Source organism: Embleya sp. AB8, assembly GCF_049739465.1.
GTDB lineage: Bacteria > Actinomycetota > Actinomycetes > Streptomycetales > Streptomycetaceae > Embleya.
Genome location: NZ_JBMHHY010000012.1, coordinates 186,866 through 203,675 on the forward strand (window position 1 = coordinate 186,866; position 16,810 = coordinate 203,675).

Sequence of the window (16,810 nt, forward strand, 5' to 3'; positions counted from 1 at the left end):
TGGATTCCGGGGGCACCCATGCCGCAACAGCAGCGTCCGCGCTCCGTCCCGGCCGACCTGTGGTCGCGGCCCGACCTGCGCGATGCGTGCCGGGCCCTCGACGTCGGCGCCATCCTGCGCGCCTACCGCCGTCACACCGGCCTGTCGCAACAACGCGTCGGTGAGATCGTCGACATCCCGCAGTCGGCGGTGTCCGAATACGAGAACCGCGTCCACCGCGCCACCACCGTTGCCGTGATCGCCCGCGTCGCCGCCGGACTCGACATCCCGTCCGACCTCCTCCCCCTCGTCCCACCTCCCTCGGACGGCCGACATGCACCTACCGCTGCCTGGGGACCCGCGCATATCGTGGAAGAACTCGACCGCGCCACGCGAGGGGATCTCATGCTCGGACGCCGGGAACTCGTCGAAGGCGCGGCAGCCGCAGGCGGAGCGCTCGTCAACCCCCTGCGCCGCTGGTTGACCCAGGGGTCCACGGCCCTGCCCCACGGCACCTCGAGCGGCATCAGCCCCGACGAACTCGCCCATCTCGCGGTCACCGCCACGGCATTTCGTACCTGGGACGTCCAGTACGGCGGCGGTCTGCGGCGCAAGGCCGTCATCGGGCAGCTCAACGAAGTCGTGGACCACCTGCGCGACCCCCACCCCGCCGCCGCGCAGGCCGAGCTCTACCGGATCACCGCCGACCTGGCCGAGACCGCCGGCAGCGTGCTGTGGGACATCGGCCAACACCAGCGCGCCCAGACCTACTACACACTCGGCGTCAAGGCCGCCGCCCAGGCCGGAGACCCCGCCCTCGCCGCGCACATCCTGGCGACCATGGCCGTCCAATGCGTCGAGCTGGGTCACCTGCGGACCGGGCTCGACCTCGTCCAGATGGCCCAACACACGGTTCGCGACGTCGAGATGCCCCGCCTCGACAGCATGCTCGCCACCCGCGAGGGGTGGATCTGCGCGCAACTCGGCCGTATCCAGGACACCCATCGCGCGATCGGCACGGCGGAGGACGCGTTCGCCCGCACGGCTCCCGGGGACGCCCCCACCTGGCTCGGGTACTTCACGGCCGCCGAACTCGCCGGTACCACCGCGTCCGACTACCGCGACCTCGCCGTCCACGACCGCGGGCAACTCGCCCGCTCCGCGGACCGCTTCGAACGATCGCTAGCCCTACGCGGTACGGACTCGCCCCGCTCGACCGCCTTCGACCTGACCGAGCTCGCCAAAATCCGACTGCGCCAAGGCGACGTCGAGCAGGCGTGCACGACCGGCCACGCCGCCGTCGACGCCGCGACCGGGTTGCACTCGTTCCGCGTCCGGCAACGCCTGAGCGAGCTCTTCGACGCCACTACGCCCTACCGACACATCACACCGTGTGCTGATCTCCGCGAACGCGTCGCCCCCCTGGCGCGCGCGACGATCTAGAACCCGCCCGGTTCCTCGCCCGCCTCCAGGTACACCGGACAGCCCAGCTTGCGCGCGACCAACGCCGTCTCCACCCGGCGCGCGCGCCGAGGCGGCATGTAGTCCGACACCTGGTCCGGGGACACGAACTCGAAGGCGCTCAACTCGTCCGGCGGAAGCCGCAGCGTGCCGATCCGCTCCGGCGTCAGTACGCCGCCGTCGAAGATCCACCGCATCCCCCCGGGTCGGTCCGTGACCGGTACCCAGTCCGCCACGAGCAGACGCAGGGGCTCCGGCGGCACCAACGCCAACTCCTCGCGCAGCTCCCGCAGGCACGTTTCGAGGGGCGACTCCCCCATTTCCGCCGCCCCGCCCGGAATCTCCCAACCCGGCTTGTAGGTCGGACGCACCAGCAAGAGGCGATCCGCCTCGTCCCGGAACAACGCACCCGCTGCCGTCACCGTCCTCGAATCACTCATGCCCGGCACGCTAATCATCTGATCGTCTCTGGACTCGCGACACTCTGCGTGCCCTCGCCTTGCAGTCGGAAGTTCATTCGGATGCCCTCCGCACGCGCACCCCACCGTCCCCAGCGACAACGGACCTCGGATCGCCTATCCCCGCACACCGGCGTGTGGTGGCGCGCAGGTCCCGCCGCTTGCTCCCGATGTCCGGACCCATTGACTTACACGCACCCTGCGTGCAAGTCTCGCCGTATGCAGCTGATCACAGTACGTGAGTGCGCGGCCCGGTGGGGAGTTACCGAGGGTCAAGCGCGGCACATCCTCGCTCCGGTCGACGCGAGGGACCGCGATGACGCCACAGGCGCCAAGCTCTACGACGAGGACGAGGCGGAGGCCGCCCGCGCCGCCGGGCCGGGCCGGGGACACCGAGCCGACCTCAATGCCCCCGCTCTCGCCCCCGAGGAGTTCCGGAGGCTGGTCGACAACGACGCGATCCCGGTGGCACACCGGGCCCTGTGGGGCTTGCTGTGGGAGGGCGGGCTGCGGGTCGGCGAGGCCTTGGCCTTGGCCGTGGGGGACGTGGACCCGGAAGCGCACCGGATCACTGCGACCGCCCCCGCGACGGCGACCAGCGTCGCGGACGACCGGGTGATCCCCTTGAGCGACGCCACCGCCGCCCTCGCCCGCGCCGCGCTGGGCGACCGCACCGAGGGGCCCTTCCTGGGCCGTGCGGTCAGTCGTGAGACCGCAGCGCGGACCACGCAGGCGCTCGCCGGAACGTCCGTCCACGCCTTCCGTTCCGGGGGGCGCAATGCTCGCGGCGGCGCGGCCCGTCCGCCCCGGATCACGTACGAGGCGTTCGGCGTCGACCCGGCCGTCGGGAAGCCCGGCCAGTCACCGTGCCAGTGCGGGCACGACGCTCACATGTACTGGGGCAAGGAGATGTGCACGGGCGACGCGGATCCCGCGCTCCTAGTGGACGTCTCGATCGTCTCCCCGATGTCGGGTGAGGTGGAGGACCGTCGACTGCGGCCGTTCTGTCGGGGCTGCTACGACGCGCTGCCCAGCGCGGCTCGGAAGGGCAAGGGGTGGCGCGGGTGATGCTGTGGGAGCGGTTCTCCAGTTACTCCCCGGGAGGGTGAATTTCGGGGCGAAATTCGTCCGGAAATACAGCACGCGCTTTTAGCCGTTGCGGTGGTCTCGCCACCTGCGTTTATGCAGGTGAGGACGTCGGTGCAGGCGACACACCTTGTAAGCGCGGGGTCGTCGGTTCGAACCCGACTCGGGGCTCGGCAAAGGGGCCGCCGGCCGCGATCACGCGGCCGGCGGCCCCTTTCGTACCGCGAACTCCCGTCGGCTCAGCCCCGAGCGTCCGGCGCCGGTCCCGTCGAACCGCGCACCACCAGCTCGGGCCGGTAGATCAACTCCGTACGCGGCGCCCGGCCCCCACCGATCTCGTCCAACAGCGCCCGGACCGCCGCCGCGCCCATCGCCTGCACCGCTTGGCGCACCGTGGTCAGCGGCGGATCGGTGAACGCCACCAGGGGCGAGTCGTCGTAGCCCACCACCGACACGTCCTGCGGCACCCGCAACCCGCGCTCGCGCGCCGCCCGTACCGCGCCCAGCGCCATCAGATCGCTGCCGCAGACGATCGCGGTGGCCCCCCGGTCGAGCAGGGCACCCGCCGCCGCCTGGCCGCCCTCGACGGAGAACAACGACCGCTCGATCCAGCCGTCCGCCTCCGCCACCCCGAACCGCTCGGCCAACCCGCGCCGAAAGCCCGCGATCTTGCGCGCGGTGGGCACATAACGCTCGGGGCCGACCGCGAGCCCGATCCTGGTGTGCCGCAGCGAGGCCAGGTGCCCTATCGCCAACTCCACCGCGACCGCCTCGTCGCTGGAGATGAACGGCGCGTCCACACCCGCCGCGAAGCCGTTGACGAACACCATCGGCAGCCCGCGCTCGACCAGGCGCAGATAGCGCGACATGTCCGCGCCCGAGTCCGAGTGCAGGCTGGAGACGAACACGATCCCGGACACCCCGCGCTCCAGGAGCAGTTCGGTGTAGTCGTCCTCGGTGACCCCGCCCGGGGTCTGCGTACACAACACCGGCGTATAGCCGTGGTGCGCCAACGCCCGCTCGATGACCTGCGCAAACGCCGGGAAGATCGGATTGTCCAACTCCGGGAGCAACAGCCCCACCAGACCCGCGCTGCGCCGCCGAAGGCGCGCGGGTCGTTCGTATCCGAGCACGTCGAGAGCGGTCAGGACGGCCCGTCGAGTGTCGTCCGCAACTCCGGGTTTGCTGTTCAGAACCCGACTCACGGTCGCCTCGCTGACCCCTGCCTGCGTTGCGATGTCCGCCAGCCGAGCCCTCATGCTCCGCAGCCTAGTGACAGTTTCAGCAGGATTTCGCAGGGCTTTGCGGGTCCCGCAAAACATTTCGGGCGAAGCCGACTGCTGACAGATCCCGTGCGCCCGGGTACGGTGATCGCAGTCCTCGCACAATGGACTAGACCACTTGCCCGGCCTCCGGGCAAGTCCGCACCGGGTACTTCACCCTCCACTCGGATCGTCCGGCACGTTCCTGCCGGTGGAAGGACACATCACCATGGCCACGGTCAGCTACAAGCAGGCGACCTGTACCTACAAGGGCGCCGAGCGCCCGTCCGTCAACGCGCTCGACCTGGAGATCGCGGACGGCGAGTTCCTCGTCCTGGTCGGCCCCTCCGGCTGCGGCAAGTCCACCTCCCTGCGCATGCTCGCGGGTCTCGAGGAGGTCACCGGCGGCTCGATCCACATCGGCGACCGCGAGGTCACCAACCTGGAGCCCAAGGACCGCGACATCGCGATGGTGTTCCAGAACTACGCGCTCTACCCGCACATGACGGTCGCCGAGAACATGGGCTTCGCGCTCAAGATCGCCGGCGTCGACAAGAAGCAGATCCGGGCCAAGGTCGAAGAGGCCGCGAAGATCCTCGACCTCACCGAATACCTGGACCGCAAGCCGAAGGCGCTCTCCGGCGGTCAGCGCCAGCGCGTCGCGATGGGTCGCGCGATCGTCCGCGAGCCGCAGGTCTTCCTGATGGACGAGCCGCTGTCCAACCTGGACGCCAAGCTGCGGGTACAGACCCGCACCCAGATCGCCGGCCTCCAGCGCCGACTGGGCATCACCACCGTCTACGTCACGCACGACCAGGTCGAGGCGATGACCATGGGCGACCGGGTCGCGGTGCTCAAGGACGGTCTGCTGCAGCAGGTGGACACCCCGCGCAACATGTACGACCGCCCCGCCAACGTGTTCGTGGCCGGCTTCATCGGCTCGCCCGCGATGAACCTGATCGAGGTGGAACTGGCCGAGGACGGCATCCGCTTCGGCGACGCGGTCGTCCCGGTCTCCCGCGAGGCACGCGAAGCGGCGGTGGCCGAGGGCGCGGGCAAGGTGACCCTGGGCGTGCGCCCCGAGCACCTGAAGATCAACTCGGCCGAGGGCACGACCAAGGACAAGGGCCTCGCGGTCTCGGTCGACGTGGTCGAGGAACTCGGCTCGGACGCCTTCGTCTACGGCTCGGTCACCATCGACGGCGAGAACAAGCCGCTGGTCGTCCGCGTCCCGGGCCGCGACGTCCCGGAAAAGGGCAGCGTCCTGCACGTGGTCCCCACGGTCGGCGAAACCCACCTGTTCTCCACGAAGTCCGGCGAACGCCTGCACGACTAGTCGGGCGGCTTCGCCGCTCTCCGCGCTTCGCGCGTCGACCACTTGGGTGGGCCCGTCTCGTGGGCGCTGACGCGCCAACCCGCAGCCACCGTCGGTGACTCGGGGGCGGCCCGCCTCGAAACCGCAGCCAATCCCACAAATCCCGGGCGGCCACCTCGGGGGCTGCGGGGCCGGAGCAGGCCGCCCGGCTGCCTCTGAAACCGCAGCCATCGGGGTGCAGGCAACGGGTGGAGCGGGCCGGCAAACCCCCGGGCCGCGTGCGGCGCAACCGTGCCTTCCGGGCCGAGTGCGGCGAGACTCGGAGCATGGAACGCATGACCGAGACCGAGTGGCGGGCCTTCCTCCTGGCCGGCCCGCGCACCGGGAAGCTCGCCACCGTACGCCCCGACGGCCGGCCGCACGTGGCCCCGATCTGGTTCGACCTCGACGATCGTGGCCACACCGTGGAGCTGGTCTTCACCACGTTCGCGTCATCGGTCAAGGGCCGCAATCTGGCCAACGACCCGCGCGTGAGCCTGTGCGTGGACGACGATCGGCCGCCGTACGCCTACGTGGTCGTCGAGGGTGAGGCCCGCCTGTCCACCGACCCGGCCGACCTGCGCACCTGGCCCACCCGAATCGCCGCCCGCTACATGGGCCCCGACAAGGTGGTGGACCGCCCCCCGGCCGCCGGCGAACAGGTGGTCCACGTACACATCCACCACGTGGTCGCCGACCGCAACATCACCGGCTGACCCGGGCGAACACGCCGCAGGGGCCCGACTCGGCGAGCGGGCCCCTGCGCACGTGTACTCAGCCGAGGAGGCCGCCGACGAGTGGCCTGGCGGCGCCGGCGGGCTTGGGCGCGTTGCCGACGGGCACGCCGGTGGGCGCGGGCGCCGAGCCGGCGGGAGCGGGCGGGGGCGTACCCGGCTTCTTGTCCTCGGGCTCCGCCGGGATCGGCTTCGAGGTGGCCGTACGAGCGCTCGGCTGCGGCGTGGTCGCGGCGCGCGGCGCGCCGCCTTGCGGCTGGGCGCCGGCCTTGCCCGGACCGGGTGTCGCCGCGTCCGTGACCGGCGGGCGGGGCTGACCGGCCACCGCGCCGCCCGGCTGACCGGCGGCGGGGGCGATCGGCCCGGTGGAGGCCGGGCGGCCCGAGCCGCCCCGGCCGGTGTCCGAATCGTCGAGCTGCCGGTGGCTGCCGCCCAGGAACGAACCCGCGAGCAGCGTCGCACCGACCCCCGCGCAGGCCAGCATCGAGCCATAGCCCAGCTTGCGCCGCCGAGCCCGCACCGGCGTGATGATCGGACCGCGCCAGGTGCGCAGCGACAACCACGCGTCCGCCGAGTACATCGGCGCACCGGCGAGTGCGAGCGGACTGAACGCGGCCAGGAAGACCACGTAGGGCGCGTGGTACGGCGACGAGCCGCTGCCCACCGCGATCAGCACGCCCAGCGACAACAACATCCCGAGCAGCCCGGCCAACCGCGTCCACAACCCGAGCACGACCGCGAAGCCGACCACCACCTGCCCGAACGCGAACAGCAGGCCGGTCGCGATCGCGTGGTCCGCCGCCAGGTCCAGCACCGACGGCGCCAGGCTGCCGTCGCGCAGCACCCCGATCCGGTGCCCGAACGAACCGGTCGAACCCGGGTCCAGGAAGCCCGGCGCGTACAACTTGCGCAGGCCCTCGACCAGGAACGCCCCGCCCAGGAACAGCCGCAGCGGCAACAACACCGTGCCGCCCTGGAGCCCGGCCCGCCGCGCATGCGCCGGCGTCGCGGACGACGTGCCGTCCCGCTCGCGCGCGACCGGCGGTACTCGCCGCCGGGGCGCGTCCCGGATCACCGGGAGCCGCGTGGTGGCGTCGTCCGCCTCTCCGCGCGGGCCGGGCACGGGTCCGGGTGCGCCGCCGACCCGGGGGCCGCCGATCACCACCCGCAGGGTCTTCGTGGGGGTGGCGACCGCCGCCGGATCGCCGGGGTCGCGCACCGCCGCGGGCGAGGGCAGCAGCCCGACAACACCGCCGAAGCTGCCTTCCGATCTGGTGTCCACGCATCAATAACCGCCCGAGGTCCCCGGAGGATGCGGCCGGACCCGGATTAGCCGATCCCGGCCCCGAGTCCCCAGACACGGCGCTAGACTGCGCCGCCCCGACCGACACCCACGCCCGCCTCCGGACCCGCCCGCCCGTCCTGCGACCCGGGCACGCTGCTCGCTCTGCACCCGTCCCCGGCCCGCCCGCCGCGCTCGCGCCTCGGGCGCGCCTCGGGCGCGCCGGTCCGGCTGCGGTTTCGAGGCGGGCCTTCCCCCGAGTCACCGACGGTGGCTGCGGTTCGGCGCGTCAGCGCCCACGACCGTGGCCGCCCCAAGTGATCGACGCGCGAAGCGCGGAGAGTGGCGGAGCCGCAAAGCTTGGGTGGGGTGGCCCGGAGCGAAGCGGAGGGACACCCCACCCCGAGCGAGATACCGCTTTTTTGCGGAGGAGCGAAGCGGGGGAGCAAAAAAGCGGTATCTCGCGAGCCGGCGGCGAAGCCGCCCAACAGCCAGCCCTACCCGGCCGCGCGGCGCCTGGCCACCTCGTACAGGACGATGCTTGCCGCGACGCCCGCGTTCAGGGACTCGTTGCCGCCTGCCATCGGGATTCGCACGGTGATGTCGCAGGTCTCCTGGACCAGTCGGCCCAGGCCCTTGCCCTCGGAGCCGACGACCACCACGAGTGGCTCGGTCGCCGCCGCCAGTTCCTCCAGCGAGATGTCGCCGTCGGCGGCCAGGCCGACCACGGTCAGACCCGCCTTCTTGTACGCCTCCAGGGCCCGGGTGAGGTTGGCCGCCCGGGCCACCGGAACGCGCGTCGCCGCGCCTGCCGAGGACTTCCAGGCGCCCGCCGTCATCCCGGCCGCGCGCCGCTCGGGTACGACCACGCCGTGCCCGCCGAAGGCCGCCGCCGAGCGGATCACCGCGCCGAGGTTGCGCGGGTCGGTGACGCTGTCGAGGGCGACGATGATCGGCGTCTCGCCGCGATCGTGTGCCTCCACCACCAGGTCCTCGGGGTGCGCGTACTCGTACGGCGGCATCTGGAGCACCAGGCCCTGGTGGATCGCGCCGTCGGTCATCCGGTCCAGCTCGGGACGCGGAATCTCCATCAGCGGGATGCCCCGCACGTTGGCGATCTTCATCGCCTCGCGCACCCGGTCGTCGCTGTCGATGTACTGCGCGATGAACAACGACGTGGCCGGCGCGTCCGCGCGCAGCACCTCGAGTACCGAGTTGCGCCCGGCGACCAGCTCGTTCGAGCTCTTGCCGCCGCGCCCGGGCCGGCCCCCGGCGGCGGCCCGCCTGGTGGTCGGCGCGCCGGCCTTGCGCTTGGCCGCGGCGTTCGCGGCGCGCTGCTTGGCGTGCCCCTTGCGCATCTCGGCGGGCGGCGTCGGCCCCTTGCCCTTGAGCGCCCGGCGGCTGTGCCCACCAGTGCCGACCGAGGGCCCCTTCTTGCTTCCCTCGTTGCGCTTGTTACGGCGCTCCGTGTTGCCGGCCATGACGGGTACATCCCTTCGATTGCTTCCACAGCAGCTGCACTGCGATCTCCGGTCGCCCGGAGGACGACCGCCGCTACAACCGTACGGCCGGCCCGCCACCTCGTGGCGATCCGGCCGTACGGCACGTTCTCTTCGGACCCCGGTGGGCCCTTGCCCGGTCAGTCCCGGTGCAACGTCCAGCGCGGACCGTGCGGAGTGTCCTCCACCACGATGCCCGCGGCCGTCAGGCTGTCCCGAACGGCGTCGGCCGCCGCGTAGTCCTTGCGGGCCCGGGCCGCCTCGCGCTGGTGCAGGGCGAGCTTGACCAGGTGGTCGACCACCCCGCGCAGTTCGTCCGAGCGACCCGTGGCGGTGCCCGCCGTCCACTGCTCCGACAGCGGGTCGATGCCGAGCACGCCCAGCATCGCCCGGATGTCCGCGGCGTGTCGCACCACCGCGTCCTTGTCGCCCGCCGCGAGGGCGGTGTTGCCGTCGCGCACGGTGTTGTGCACGACCGCCATCGCCTGCGGCACGCCCAGGTCGTCGTCCATCGCCGCGGCGAACACCGCCGGCACCTCGGCCGCCGGCTCGATCGCCCCGGTCTGCTCGCCGGCCCGCTCCAGGAAACCCTCGATCCGCCCGAACGAGACCTCGGCCTCGCGCAGGGCCTCCTCGCTGTACTCGATCATCGACCGGTAGTGCGGGGTGGCCAGGTAGTAGCGCAGAACCAGCGGCGACCAGCGCTTGAGCATCTCGGCGACGAGCACCGAATTGCCCAGCGACTTGCTCATCTTCTCACCGCTGAGGGTGACCCAGGCATTGTGCATCCAGTAGTTGGCGAACTGATCGCCCGCCGCCTTGGATTGGGCGATCTCGTTCTCGTGGTGCGGGAACACCAGGTCGAGCCCGCCGCCGTGGATGTCGAACGCGGGGCCCAGGTACTTGTGCGCCATCGCCGAGCACTCCAGGTGCCAGCCCGGCCGCCCGTTGCCCCACGGCGTCTCCCACGAGGGCTCCCCGGGCTTGGCCGACTTCCACAGCGCGAAGTCGCGCCGGTCCCGCTTGCCCGCGGCCCCCGCGCCCGCGTCCTCCGCCTCGCGCATCGCGTCCGGCTTCTGCCCGGACAGCGCGCCGTAGGCGGGGAACGAGGACACGTCGAAGTAGACGTCGCCCCCGGACGGATAGGCGTGCCCGGTGGCGATCAGCCGGTCCATCATCGCGATCATCTCGGGGATGTGCCCGGTCGCCCGCGGCTCCACCGTCGAGGGCAGGCAGCCGAGCGCCGCGTACGCGTCCGCGAAGGCCCGCTCGTTGGTCTGCGCCAGGCGCCAGTAGGGCACGTCCTGTGCGCACGACTTGGCGATGATCTTGTCGTCGATGTCGGTGACGTTGCGGCAGAACACCACGTCGTTGCCGCGGTGGGCGAACCACCGGCGCAGCACGTCGAAGTTCAGCCCCGATCGGATGTGCCCGATGTGCGGCGGCGCCTGCACGGTGGCACCACACAAGTAGATCGAGACCTGTCCGTCGACGAGCGGCACGAAGTCCCGGACCGTGCGGGTGCTGGTGTCGTACAGGCGCATGCTCACACGCGCAAGCTTAGAGCGTCGAGGCGGCGTGGGGATCCGTGATATCCCTCGGTCTCCCGCCGCGATTCGGCGCGGCTCACGACCGCGTCGGCACCACCAGCGCCGTGGCGATCGCGGCCACCCCCTCGGCCCGTCCGGTCAGCCCGAGTCCGTCGGTGGTGGTCCCGGACACCGACACCGGCGCACCGGCCGCGGCGGACAGCGCGGCCTCGGCCTCGGCCCGACGGGTGCCCACCTTGGGCCGGACCCCGATCACCTGCACCGCGATGTTGCCGATCTCGAACCCGGCCGCGCGCACCAGCCGCGCCGCCTCGGTCAACAGGGTCACCCCGGACGCCCCGGACCACTGCGGCCGCGAGGTGCCGAAGTGCGCGCCCAGATCACCGATCCCGGCCGCGGAGAACAGCGCGTCGCACGCGGCGTGCGCGACCACGTCGGCGTCCGAATGCCCGGCAAGGCCGGTCTCCCCGGGCCAGTGCAGGCCGGCCACCCACAATTCGCGGCCCGGCTCGAAGGCGTGCACGTCCACCCCGATCCCGGTGCGGGGCACCACGATTCGGGGGTTGGGCTCAGCGGACAACGTCGATCTCCGTACGGTCGGTCGATGCGATCGCCGCCTCGGCGGCGCGGCGCTCCAACAGCGCGCGGGCGAGCAGCAGGTCGAACGGTCGGGTCACCTTGAACGCCTCTTCCGAGCCGGGCACCACCACGACCGTGCCGCCGGTGCGCTCGACCATGCCCGCGTCGTCGGTCGCGCCCTCGGTGCCGAAGCCGCCGGCCTCGGCATGCGCGCGGGCCAGTACCGCCCGGCGAAAACCCTGGGGAGTCTGTACGGCGCGCAACAACGATCGATCGACCGTGCGCACCACGGTCTCCGCGCCGTCGACCGCGGCGACCTCCTTGACCGTGTCCACCACGGGCAACGCGGGCACCACCGCGTCGGCCCCCTCGGCGACGGCGGCGATCACCGCCTCCACCACCTCGGCCGGCACGAACGGACGCGCGGCATCGTGGACGAGCACGATGTCGTACTCGGCCGACACCGCGGCCAACGCGAGTCGCACCGATTCCTGGCGTGTCGCACCGCCGGCGACCACCTGAACGGGTGATCGCGGCGACAGGTGCGCAGCCAAAAGGTCCCGGACACCGGCGACACCGTCCGGCGGTGCGGCGACCACTACCGCGGTTACCCCGCGGGCGGCCAACAACGACCGGACGGCGTGCACCAGCATCGGGATGTCCCCAAGCTCACGCAACGCCTTGGGCGCACCGGGACCGAGCCGTTCACCACGCCCTGCGGCGGGCACAAGGACCGCAGCGTTCAACGAAGTCCCCTCAAACCACCTTGGCGCCGACGCGCTGCCGCGCCGACACCGCACCGATGGATCCGTCCGTCACCGACGGGCGGATCCTACGGCTCAGGAAGCCAGAACCTCGTCGAGGATGGCCTCGGCCTTGTCCTCGTTCGTGTTCTCGGCGAGCGCCAACTCACTCACCAAGATCTGCCGAGCCTTTGCCAGCATGCGCTTCTCGCCTGCCGACAGGCCGCGGTCACGCTCGCGGCGCCATAGATCGCGCACGACCTCCGCGACCTTGATAACGTCACCGGAGGCGAGCTTTTCCAGGTTCGCCTTGTAACGTCGTGACCAGTTCGTCGGTTCTTCGGTGTGCGGAGCGCGCAGTACCTCGAAGACGCGGTCGAGCCCTTCCTGGCCCACCACGTCCCGGACACCGACGAACTCCGCGTTGTCCGCAGGCACGCGGACGGTCAAATCACCCTGGGCGACCTTCAACACCAGATAGGTCTTGTCCACACCCTTGATCGTGCGCTGCTCGATCGCCTCGATCAGCGCGGCCCCGTGATGGGGGTAGACCACGGTGTCGCCAACCTTGAACGTCATGTGACAGGTACCCCTTCCGTGGCTTTCTAGGGTAACACGGGACACGCCCCTACTGAATGACGTTTCCGCAGGTCAGGGCCTTAGTCGGGGCTTGACAAGGGACCTGTGGCCGTGCTGGGACAGGGAAGCCCACACCCGTAGGACTCGAACAAATAGGACAAATAACACCTCCTGGTGGCGTGCCGCCCGCCCTCGCGCGACCCATATGTCACACGGGTCCCACCGGTGTCCGCCTCGCCGCGCTGCGACTTCGCCTCGACTTCGCCGCCACATTCGGCATGACATGGGGGACATCTCCCGCCCACCGCCGGGCCGAAGCCGCCGGTCGGCGCGGTGAGCCGCGTACAAGTCGGCCGGCCGGCCTGAGTACGCTGTCCCCGGTCATCGTGACCGGTCCTCTATCCGAGTTCTTCAAGGAGATGCCGCCGCCGTGAGCCGCAGCCTTCGACGCGGCGCCCTCGCCGCCACCGTCGCCGTCGTCCTTCCTCTGGCCGCGGGCTGCGCCAGTGGCAAGGAAGCCGAGACCACCAAGATCAAGCCCGACGTGGCCAGTACGACGTTCGGCGCGCTCAAGATCCAGAACGTCCAGCTGGTGACGAGCGACCCGGGCAAGCACCTGGTCGCGCTCGGCGGCGCGGTGTTCAACGACGGCGGCGCACCCGAGACCATCACCAAGGTCACGGTGGACGGCGCCGGACAGTCCCTGGGCGGCCCGCTGACCGTCCCGGCGGGCGGCGCCGTCTACCTGATCGACCGACCCAAGGGCATGGCCGCGGACAGCCCGCAGGGGCGCGTCTACCTCGGCCCGCTGGTCTTCCCGGACGCGGCCAAGGTGGAGCCCGGCTCGTTCCACAAGGTGACCTTCGCGTTCGGCACGGCCGGCGAGACCTCGCTGGACGTCTCGGTGCACTCGCCGTCGAGCTACTACGAGCAGCTCAAGCCGACCCCGGCGTTCACCCCGCCGCCCCCGCCGCCGGCCACCACCGCGGCGCCGGGGAGCGCGCCGCCCGCGAACACCGCGGGTACCGCGTCGGCGCCCCCGGTGGGCGGTACCGGCGCCCCGGGTACCGGCGCTCCCGGCGCCTCGCGCGGCAGCGCTTCGGCCCCGGCCGGCGGCTGACCGCAGGACGGCGCGCAGGCGCTGTACGACACCGACGACGGCGCCCGCGCCGCTCCCCGGGGAACCGGAGGGCGGCGCGGGCGCCGTCGTCGTAGTGGGGCCGGATCGGGGCCGGGCCGGCCCCGGGCCCGATCAGGGCTCGAACTTGTACCCGAGACCGCGCACCGTGACCAGGTAGCGCGGCGCACCCGGGTCCGGCTCGATCTTGGCGCGCAGCCGCTTCACGTGGACGTCGAGCGTCTTGGTGTCGCCGACGTAGCCGACGCCCCAGACCCGGTCGATCAGCTGCATCCGGGTCAGCACCCGGCCGGCGTTGCGCAGCAGCACCTCGAGCAGGTCGAACTCCTTGAGCGGGAGGTCGATCCGCCGACCCTCCACGGTGACCCGGTGCGCCTCGACGTCGAGCCGGACCGGACCGGCCTCGATGGCCCGGGGCTCGTCCGTCTCCACCCCGCCCTGGCGGCGCAGCACGGCCCGGATCCGGGCGATCAGCTCGCGCGTGGAGTAGGGCTTGGTGACGTAGTCGTCGGCGCCGATCTCCAGGCCGACCACCTTGTCCACCTCGCTGTCCTTGGCGGTCACCATGATCACCGGCACGTTGGACTTGGCCCGGAGCCCGCGGAACACCTCCGTGCCGGGCAGGCCGGGCAACATCAGGTCCAGCAGCACCAGATCGGCGCCGCCCTGGTCGAACAGCTCCAGCGCTTCGGGACCGGTGGCGGCGACGGCCACCTCGAAGCCTTCCTTGCGAAGCATGTACGACAGCGCGTCGCTGAAGGACTCTTCATCTTCGACGACGAGCACACGGGTCATCGTGAAGCCTCCATGGATGGGGTCGACGATGTCATCGACATCGATTGAGAGGTACTGGACTTGAAGGGCAGCACCAGGGTGAAGGTGGATCCCACACCCTCGAGGCTGCGCACGGTTACCTCTCCCCCGTGGCCCGCCGCGATGTGCTTGACGATGGACAGGCCCAAGCCGGTACCGCCGGTGGCCCGCGAGCGGGCCGGATCGACGCGGTAGAACCGCTCGAAAATGCGATCCAGGTCGCGCTGGGGAATGCCCAGCCCCTGGTCGGAAACGGTGATGACGGCCATTCGTGCCTCTGCTCTGACCTCGATGTCGACCCTGGTCCGTGCCGGACTGTAGTTGACGGCGTTCTCGACCAGATTGCCCAGGGCCATCACCAGTTGATTGTGGTCTCCCGGTACGACCAATTCGCGATCCCCGCCGATCGCGAGGGTGATCTGCTTGGATTCCGCCGCCTGTCGGCAGCGGTCGGCGGCCTCGGCCACCAGATCGTCGAGCGGCACCGGGCCCACGTGGTGCAGCGGGTGGTCGTTCTGCACCCGGGACAGGTCGATCAGCTCCTGGACCAGGTTGGTCAGCCGGGCCGACTCGATCTGCATCCGGCCCGCGAAGCGGATGATCGCCTCGGGGTCGTCGCTCGCGTCCATCACCGCCTCGGCGAGCAGGGACAACGCGCCGACCGGGGTCTTGAGCTCGTGGCTCACGTTGGCCACGAAGTCGCGGCGCACCGCGTCCACCCGACGGGCCTCGGTGCGGTCCTCGACCAGGAGCAGCACCAGGCGCGAGCCCAGCGGCGCGACCCGGGCGGACACCTCGAACTCGTGCGCCTCGCCGTCGGCGCGGGCCAGCAACAGGTCGCGTTGCCTTATCTCGCCGTCGCGCCTGGTCTCCTTGGCCATCGCCAGGAGATCGTCGGGCACGAGCTGGTCCCCCCGGACCAGGCCGAACTTGTAGGCCGCGGAGCTCGCCTTGACGACCGTGTCGAACTCGTCCAGGACCACCGCCGAGGAGCGCAGCACCGAGAGCACGGTGGCCACTCCGGGCGGCAACGACGGAGCCGCCGCGGGCGCGACGACGGTGCCTCTGCCCTGGGCTCGCTCACTCCAGCGGAAGGCCAGGGTGCCGGCCACACCCACGGCCAATCCGGATACAGCGGCCAAAGCGGCAGCAGCAACGTTCACGTCCACATGTTCCAGGGTAGAGCTGCTCCGAACGGGTGAAACCGTCCAGAGGGTCCGTCGTGCAGATCTTCATGTGTCGTTCATCCGTACGCCAGCCTGTCACCGGTGATCGTTCGGAGGTCGTCATGTCCGATACGCAGCCCCCGACCCAGCCACGGGCCCCCGCGCCCGGCTGCAACTGCCCGTCCAGTTGCGGCTGCGGGTGTAAGTCCGGATCCGCGTGCAATTGCGGAGGCAGCTGCGGTCGCTGAACCGGCGTTCGGGCCCACGAAGCCCGGCGCGTGCGGAGCGCCCCGCCCCTTCCGTGACAGGTGGGCGCTCCGCGCGGAGCCGATCGACGTTCACCCGATGTTCGTGATTATTTGCGGCCCTGGTTCTTGACCGCCTCGATCGCTGCGGCCGCGGCCTCCGGGTCGAGGTAGCGCCCGCCCGGGGTGACCGGGCGCAGGTTCGCGTCCAGCTCGTAGAGCAGCGGGATGCCGGTGGGGATGTTCAGGCCCGCGATGTCCGCGTCCGAGATCGCGTCCAGGTGCTTGACCAGGGCGCGCAGCGAGTTGCCGTGCGCGGCCACCAGGACGGTGTCGCCGCCGAGCAGGTCCGGCACGATCGCGTCGTACCAGTACGGGAGCATGCGCTCGACGACGTCCTTGAGGCACTCGGTGCGCGGGCGGATCTCCACCGGCAGCGAGGCGTAGCGAGGGTCGGCGAACTGCGAGTACTCGTCGTCGTCGGCGAGCGGCGGCGGCGGGGTGTCGTAGGAGCGGCGCCAGAGCATGAACTGCTCCTCGCCGAACTCCGCCAGGGTCTGCTTCTTGTCCTTGCCCTGGAGCGCGCCGTAGTGCCGCTCGTTGAGCCGCCAGGACCGGCGGACCGGCAGCCAGTTCAGGTCGGCCACGTCCAGCGCGAGCTGCGCGGTGCGGATCGCGCGGCGCTGCAGAGAGGTGTGCAGCACGTCCGGCCGCACCCCCGCGTCGAGCAGCAGTTGCCCGCCGCGCGCGGCCTCCTTCTCACCCTTCTCGGTCAGGTCGACGTCGACCCAGCCGGTGAAAAGATTCTTGGCGTTCCATTCGCTTTCGCCGTGGCGCAGAAGTACCAGTTTGTACGGAGCATCAGCCATGGCAAGGAGCGTA

The 16,810-nt window shown here is 71.3% G+C and carries 16 protein-coding genes; 5 read left to right on the forward strand and 11 right to left on the reverse strand.

The features are described from left to right. Positions 1-18: 18 nt before the first annotated feature. Entirely contained in the window at positions 19-1,422 is a 1,404-nt protein-coding gene (locus tag ABIA38_RS19430; protein WP_424639952.1) for a helix-turn-helix domain-containing protein, read from the forward strand. On the opposite strand, the gene ABIA38_RS19435 is transcribed toward ABIA38_RS19430, so the two are convergent. Continuing rightward, positions 1,419-1,880, reverse strand: a complete 462-nt coding sequence (locus tag ABIA38_RS19435; RefSeq protein WP_424639953.1) for an NUDIX domain-containing protein — start codon at positions 1,878-1,880, stop codon at positions 1,419-1,421. The two genes, ABIA38_RS19430 and ABIA38_RS19435, sit on opposite strands and share 4 nt — an antisense overlap. Positions 1,881-2,117: 237 nt before the next feature. On the opposite strand from ABIA38_RS19435, the gene ABIA38_RS19440 reads away from it, so the two are divergent. After that, positions 2,118-2,966, forward strand: a complete 849-nt coding sequence (locus tag ABIA38_RS19440; protein WP_424639954.1) for a tyrosine-type recombinase/integrase — start codon at positions 2,118-2,120, stop codon at positions 2,964-2,966. 257 nt (positions 2,967-3,223) lie between these two features. On the opposite strand, the gene ABIA38_RS19445 is transcribed toward ABIA38_RS19440, so the two are convergent. Next, entirely contained in the window at positions 3,224-4,243 is a 1,020-nt protein-coding gene (locus tag ABIA38_RS19445; protein ID WP_424639955.1) for a LacI family DNA-binding transcriptional regulator, read from the reverse strand. Between the two features lie 232 nt (positions 4,244-4,475). Here ABIA38_RS19445 and ABIA38_RS19450 point away from each other — a divergent pair, with 232 nt between their 5' ends. After that, the gene (locus tag ABIA38_RS19450; RefSeq protein WP_424640062.1) at positions 4,476-5,582 is read left to right on the forward strand and encodes an ABC transporter ATP-binding protein; all 1,107 of its coding nucleotides are present in this window, start codon (positions 4,476-4,478) and stop codon (positions 5,580-5,582) included. 305 nt (positions 5,583-5,887) lie between these two features. After that, positions 5,888-6,316 (forward strand): PPOX class F420-dependent oxidoreductase, encoded by a 429-nt coding sequence (locus tag ABIA38_RS19455; RefSeq protein ID WP_424639956.1) that lies wholly within the window; start codon positions 5,888-5,890, stop codon positions 6,314-6,316. 58 nt (positions 6,317-6,374) lie between these two features. On the opposite strand, the gene ABIA38_RS19460 is transcribed toward ABIA38_RS19455, so the two are convergent. From ABIA38_RS19460 to ABIA38_RS19485, 6 genes are all read right to left on the reverse strand, one after another. Next, the gene (locus ABIA38_RS19460; protein ID WP_424639957.1) at positions 6,375-7,616 is read right to left on the reverse strand and encodes a TQO small subunit DoxD; all 1,242 of its coding nucleotides are present in this window, start codon (positions 7,614-7,616) and stop codon (positions 6,375-6,377) included. Positions 7,617-8,113: 497 nt separating this feature from the next. Continuing rightward, positions 8,114-9,097 carry a 23S rRNA (guanosine(2251)-2'-O)-methyltransferase RlmB gene (gene rlmB, locus ABIA38_RS19465; RefSeq protein ID WP_424639958.1) on the reverse strand — a complete coding sequence of 328 codons (984 nt, stop codon included), beginning with the start codon at positions 9,095-9,097 and terminating at the stop codon, positions 8,114-8,116. A gap of 158 nt (positions 9,098-9,255) precedes the next feature. After that, on the reverse strand, positions 9,256-10,665 hold the full coding sequence (gene cysS / locus ABIA38_RS19470; protein ID WP_424639959.1) for a cysteine--tRNA ligase: 1,410 nt from the start codon (positions 10,663-10,665) through the stop codon (positions 9,256-9,258). A gap of 76 nt (positions 10,666-10,741) precedes the next feature. After that, positions 10,742-11,245 (reverse strand): 2-C-methyl-D-erythritol 2,4-cyclodiphosphate synthase, encoded by a 504-nt coding sequence (gene ispF / locus ABIA38_RS19475; protein WP_424639960.1) that lies wholly within the window; start codon positions 11,243-11,245, stop codon positions 10,742-10,744. Next, positions 11,235-11,990 carry a 2-C-methyl-D-erythritol 4-phosphate cytidylyltransferase gene (ispD, locus tag ABIA38_RS19480; RefSeq protein WP_424639961.1) on the reverse strand — a complete coding sequence of 252 codons (756 nt, stop codon included), beginning with the start codon at positions 11,988-11,990 and terminating at the stop codon, positions 11,235-11,237. The genes ispF and ispD overlap by 11 nt, the downstream gene beginning before the upstream one ends. A 93-nt stretch (positions 11,991-12,083) precedes the next feature. Continuing rightward, a complete protein-coding gene (locus ABIA38_RS19485; protein ID WP_020552233.1) occupies positions 12,084-12,566 on the reverse strand; it encodes a CarD family transcriptional regulator in 483 nt (160 codons plus the stop codon). Between the two features lie 430 nt (positions 12,567-12,996). On the opposite strand from ABIA38_RS19485, the gene ABIA38_RS19490 reads away from it, so the two are divergent. Continuing rightward, positions 12,997-13,686, forward strand: a complete 690-nt coding sequence (locus ABIA38_RS19490) for a hypothetical protein (RefSeq protein ID WP_424639962.1) — start codon at positions 12,997-12,999, stop codon at positions 13,684-13,686. Between the two features lie 132 nt (positions 13,687-13,818). Here the strand turns inward: ABIA38_RS19490 and ABIA38_RS19495 are convergent, their stop codons facing one another. From ABIA38_RS19495 to ABIA38_RS19505, 3 genes are all read right to left on the reverse strand, one after another. Then, positions 13,819-14,499 (reverse strand): response regulator transcription factor, encoded by a 681-nt coding sequence (locus ABIA38_RS19495; protein WP_078975976.1) that lies wholly within the window; start codon positions 14,497-14,499, stop codon positions 13,819-13,821. Further along, positions 14,496-15,686: a sensor histidine kinase gene (locus ABIA38_RS19500; protein ID WP_424639963.1), complete on the reverse strand. Its 1,191-nt coding sequence runs from the start codon at positions 15,684-15,686 to the stop codon at positions 14,496-14,498. Before ABIA38_RS19500 ends, ABIA38_RS19495 begins: the two co-directional genes overlap by 4 nt. Before the next feature lie 352 nt (positions 15,687-16,038). After that, positions 16,039-16,797 carry a phosphoglyceromutase gene (locus ABIA38_RS19505; RefSeq protein ID WP_424639964.1) on the reverse strand — a complete coding sequence of 253 codons (759 nt, stop codon included), beginning with the start codon at positions 16,795-16,797 and terminating at the stop codon, positions 16,039-16,041. Between the last annotated feature and the right edge of the window lie 13 nt (positions 16,798-16,810).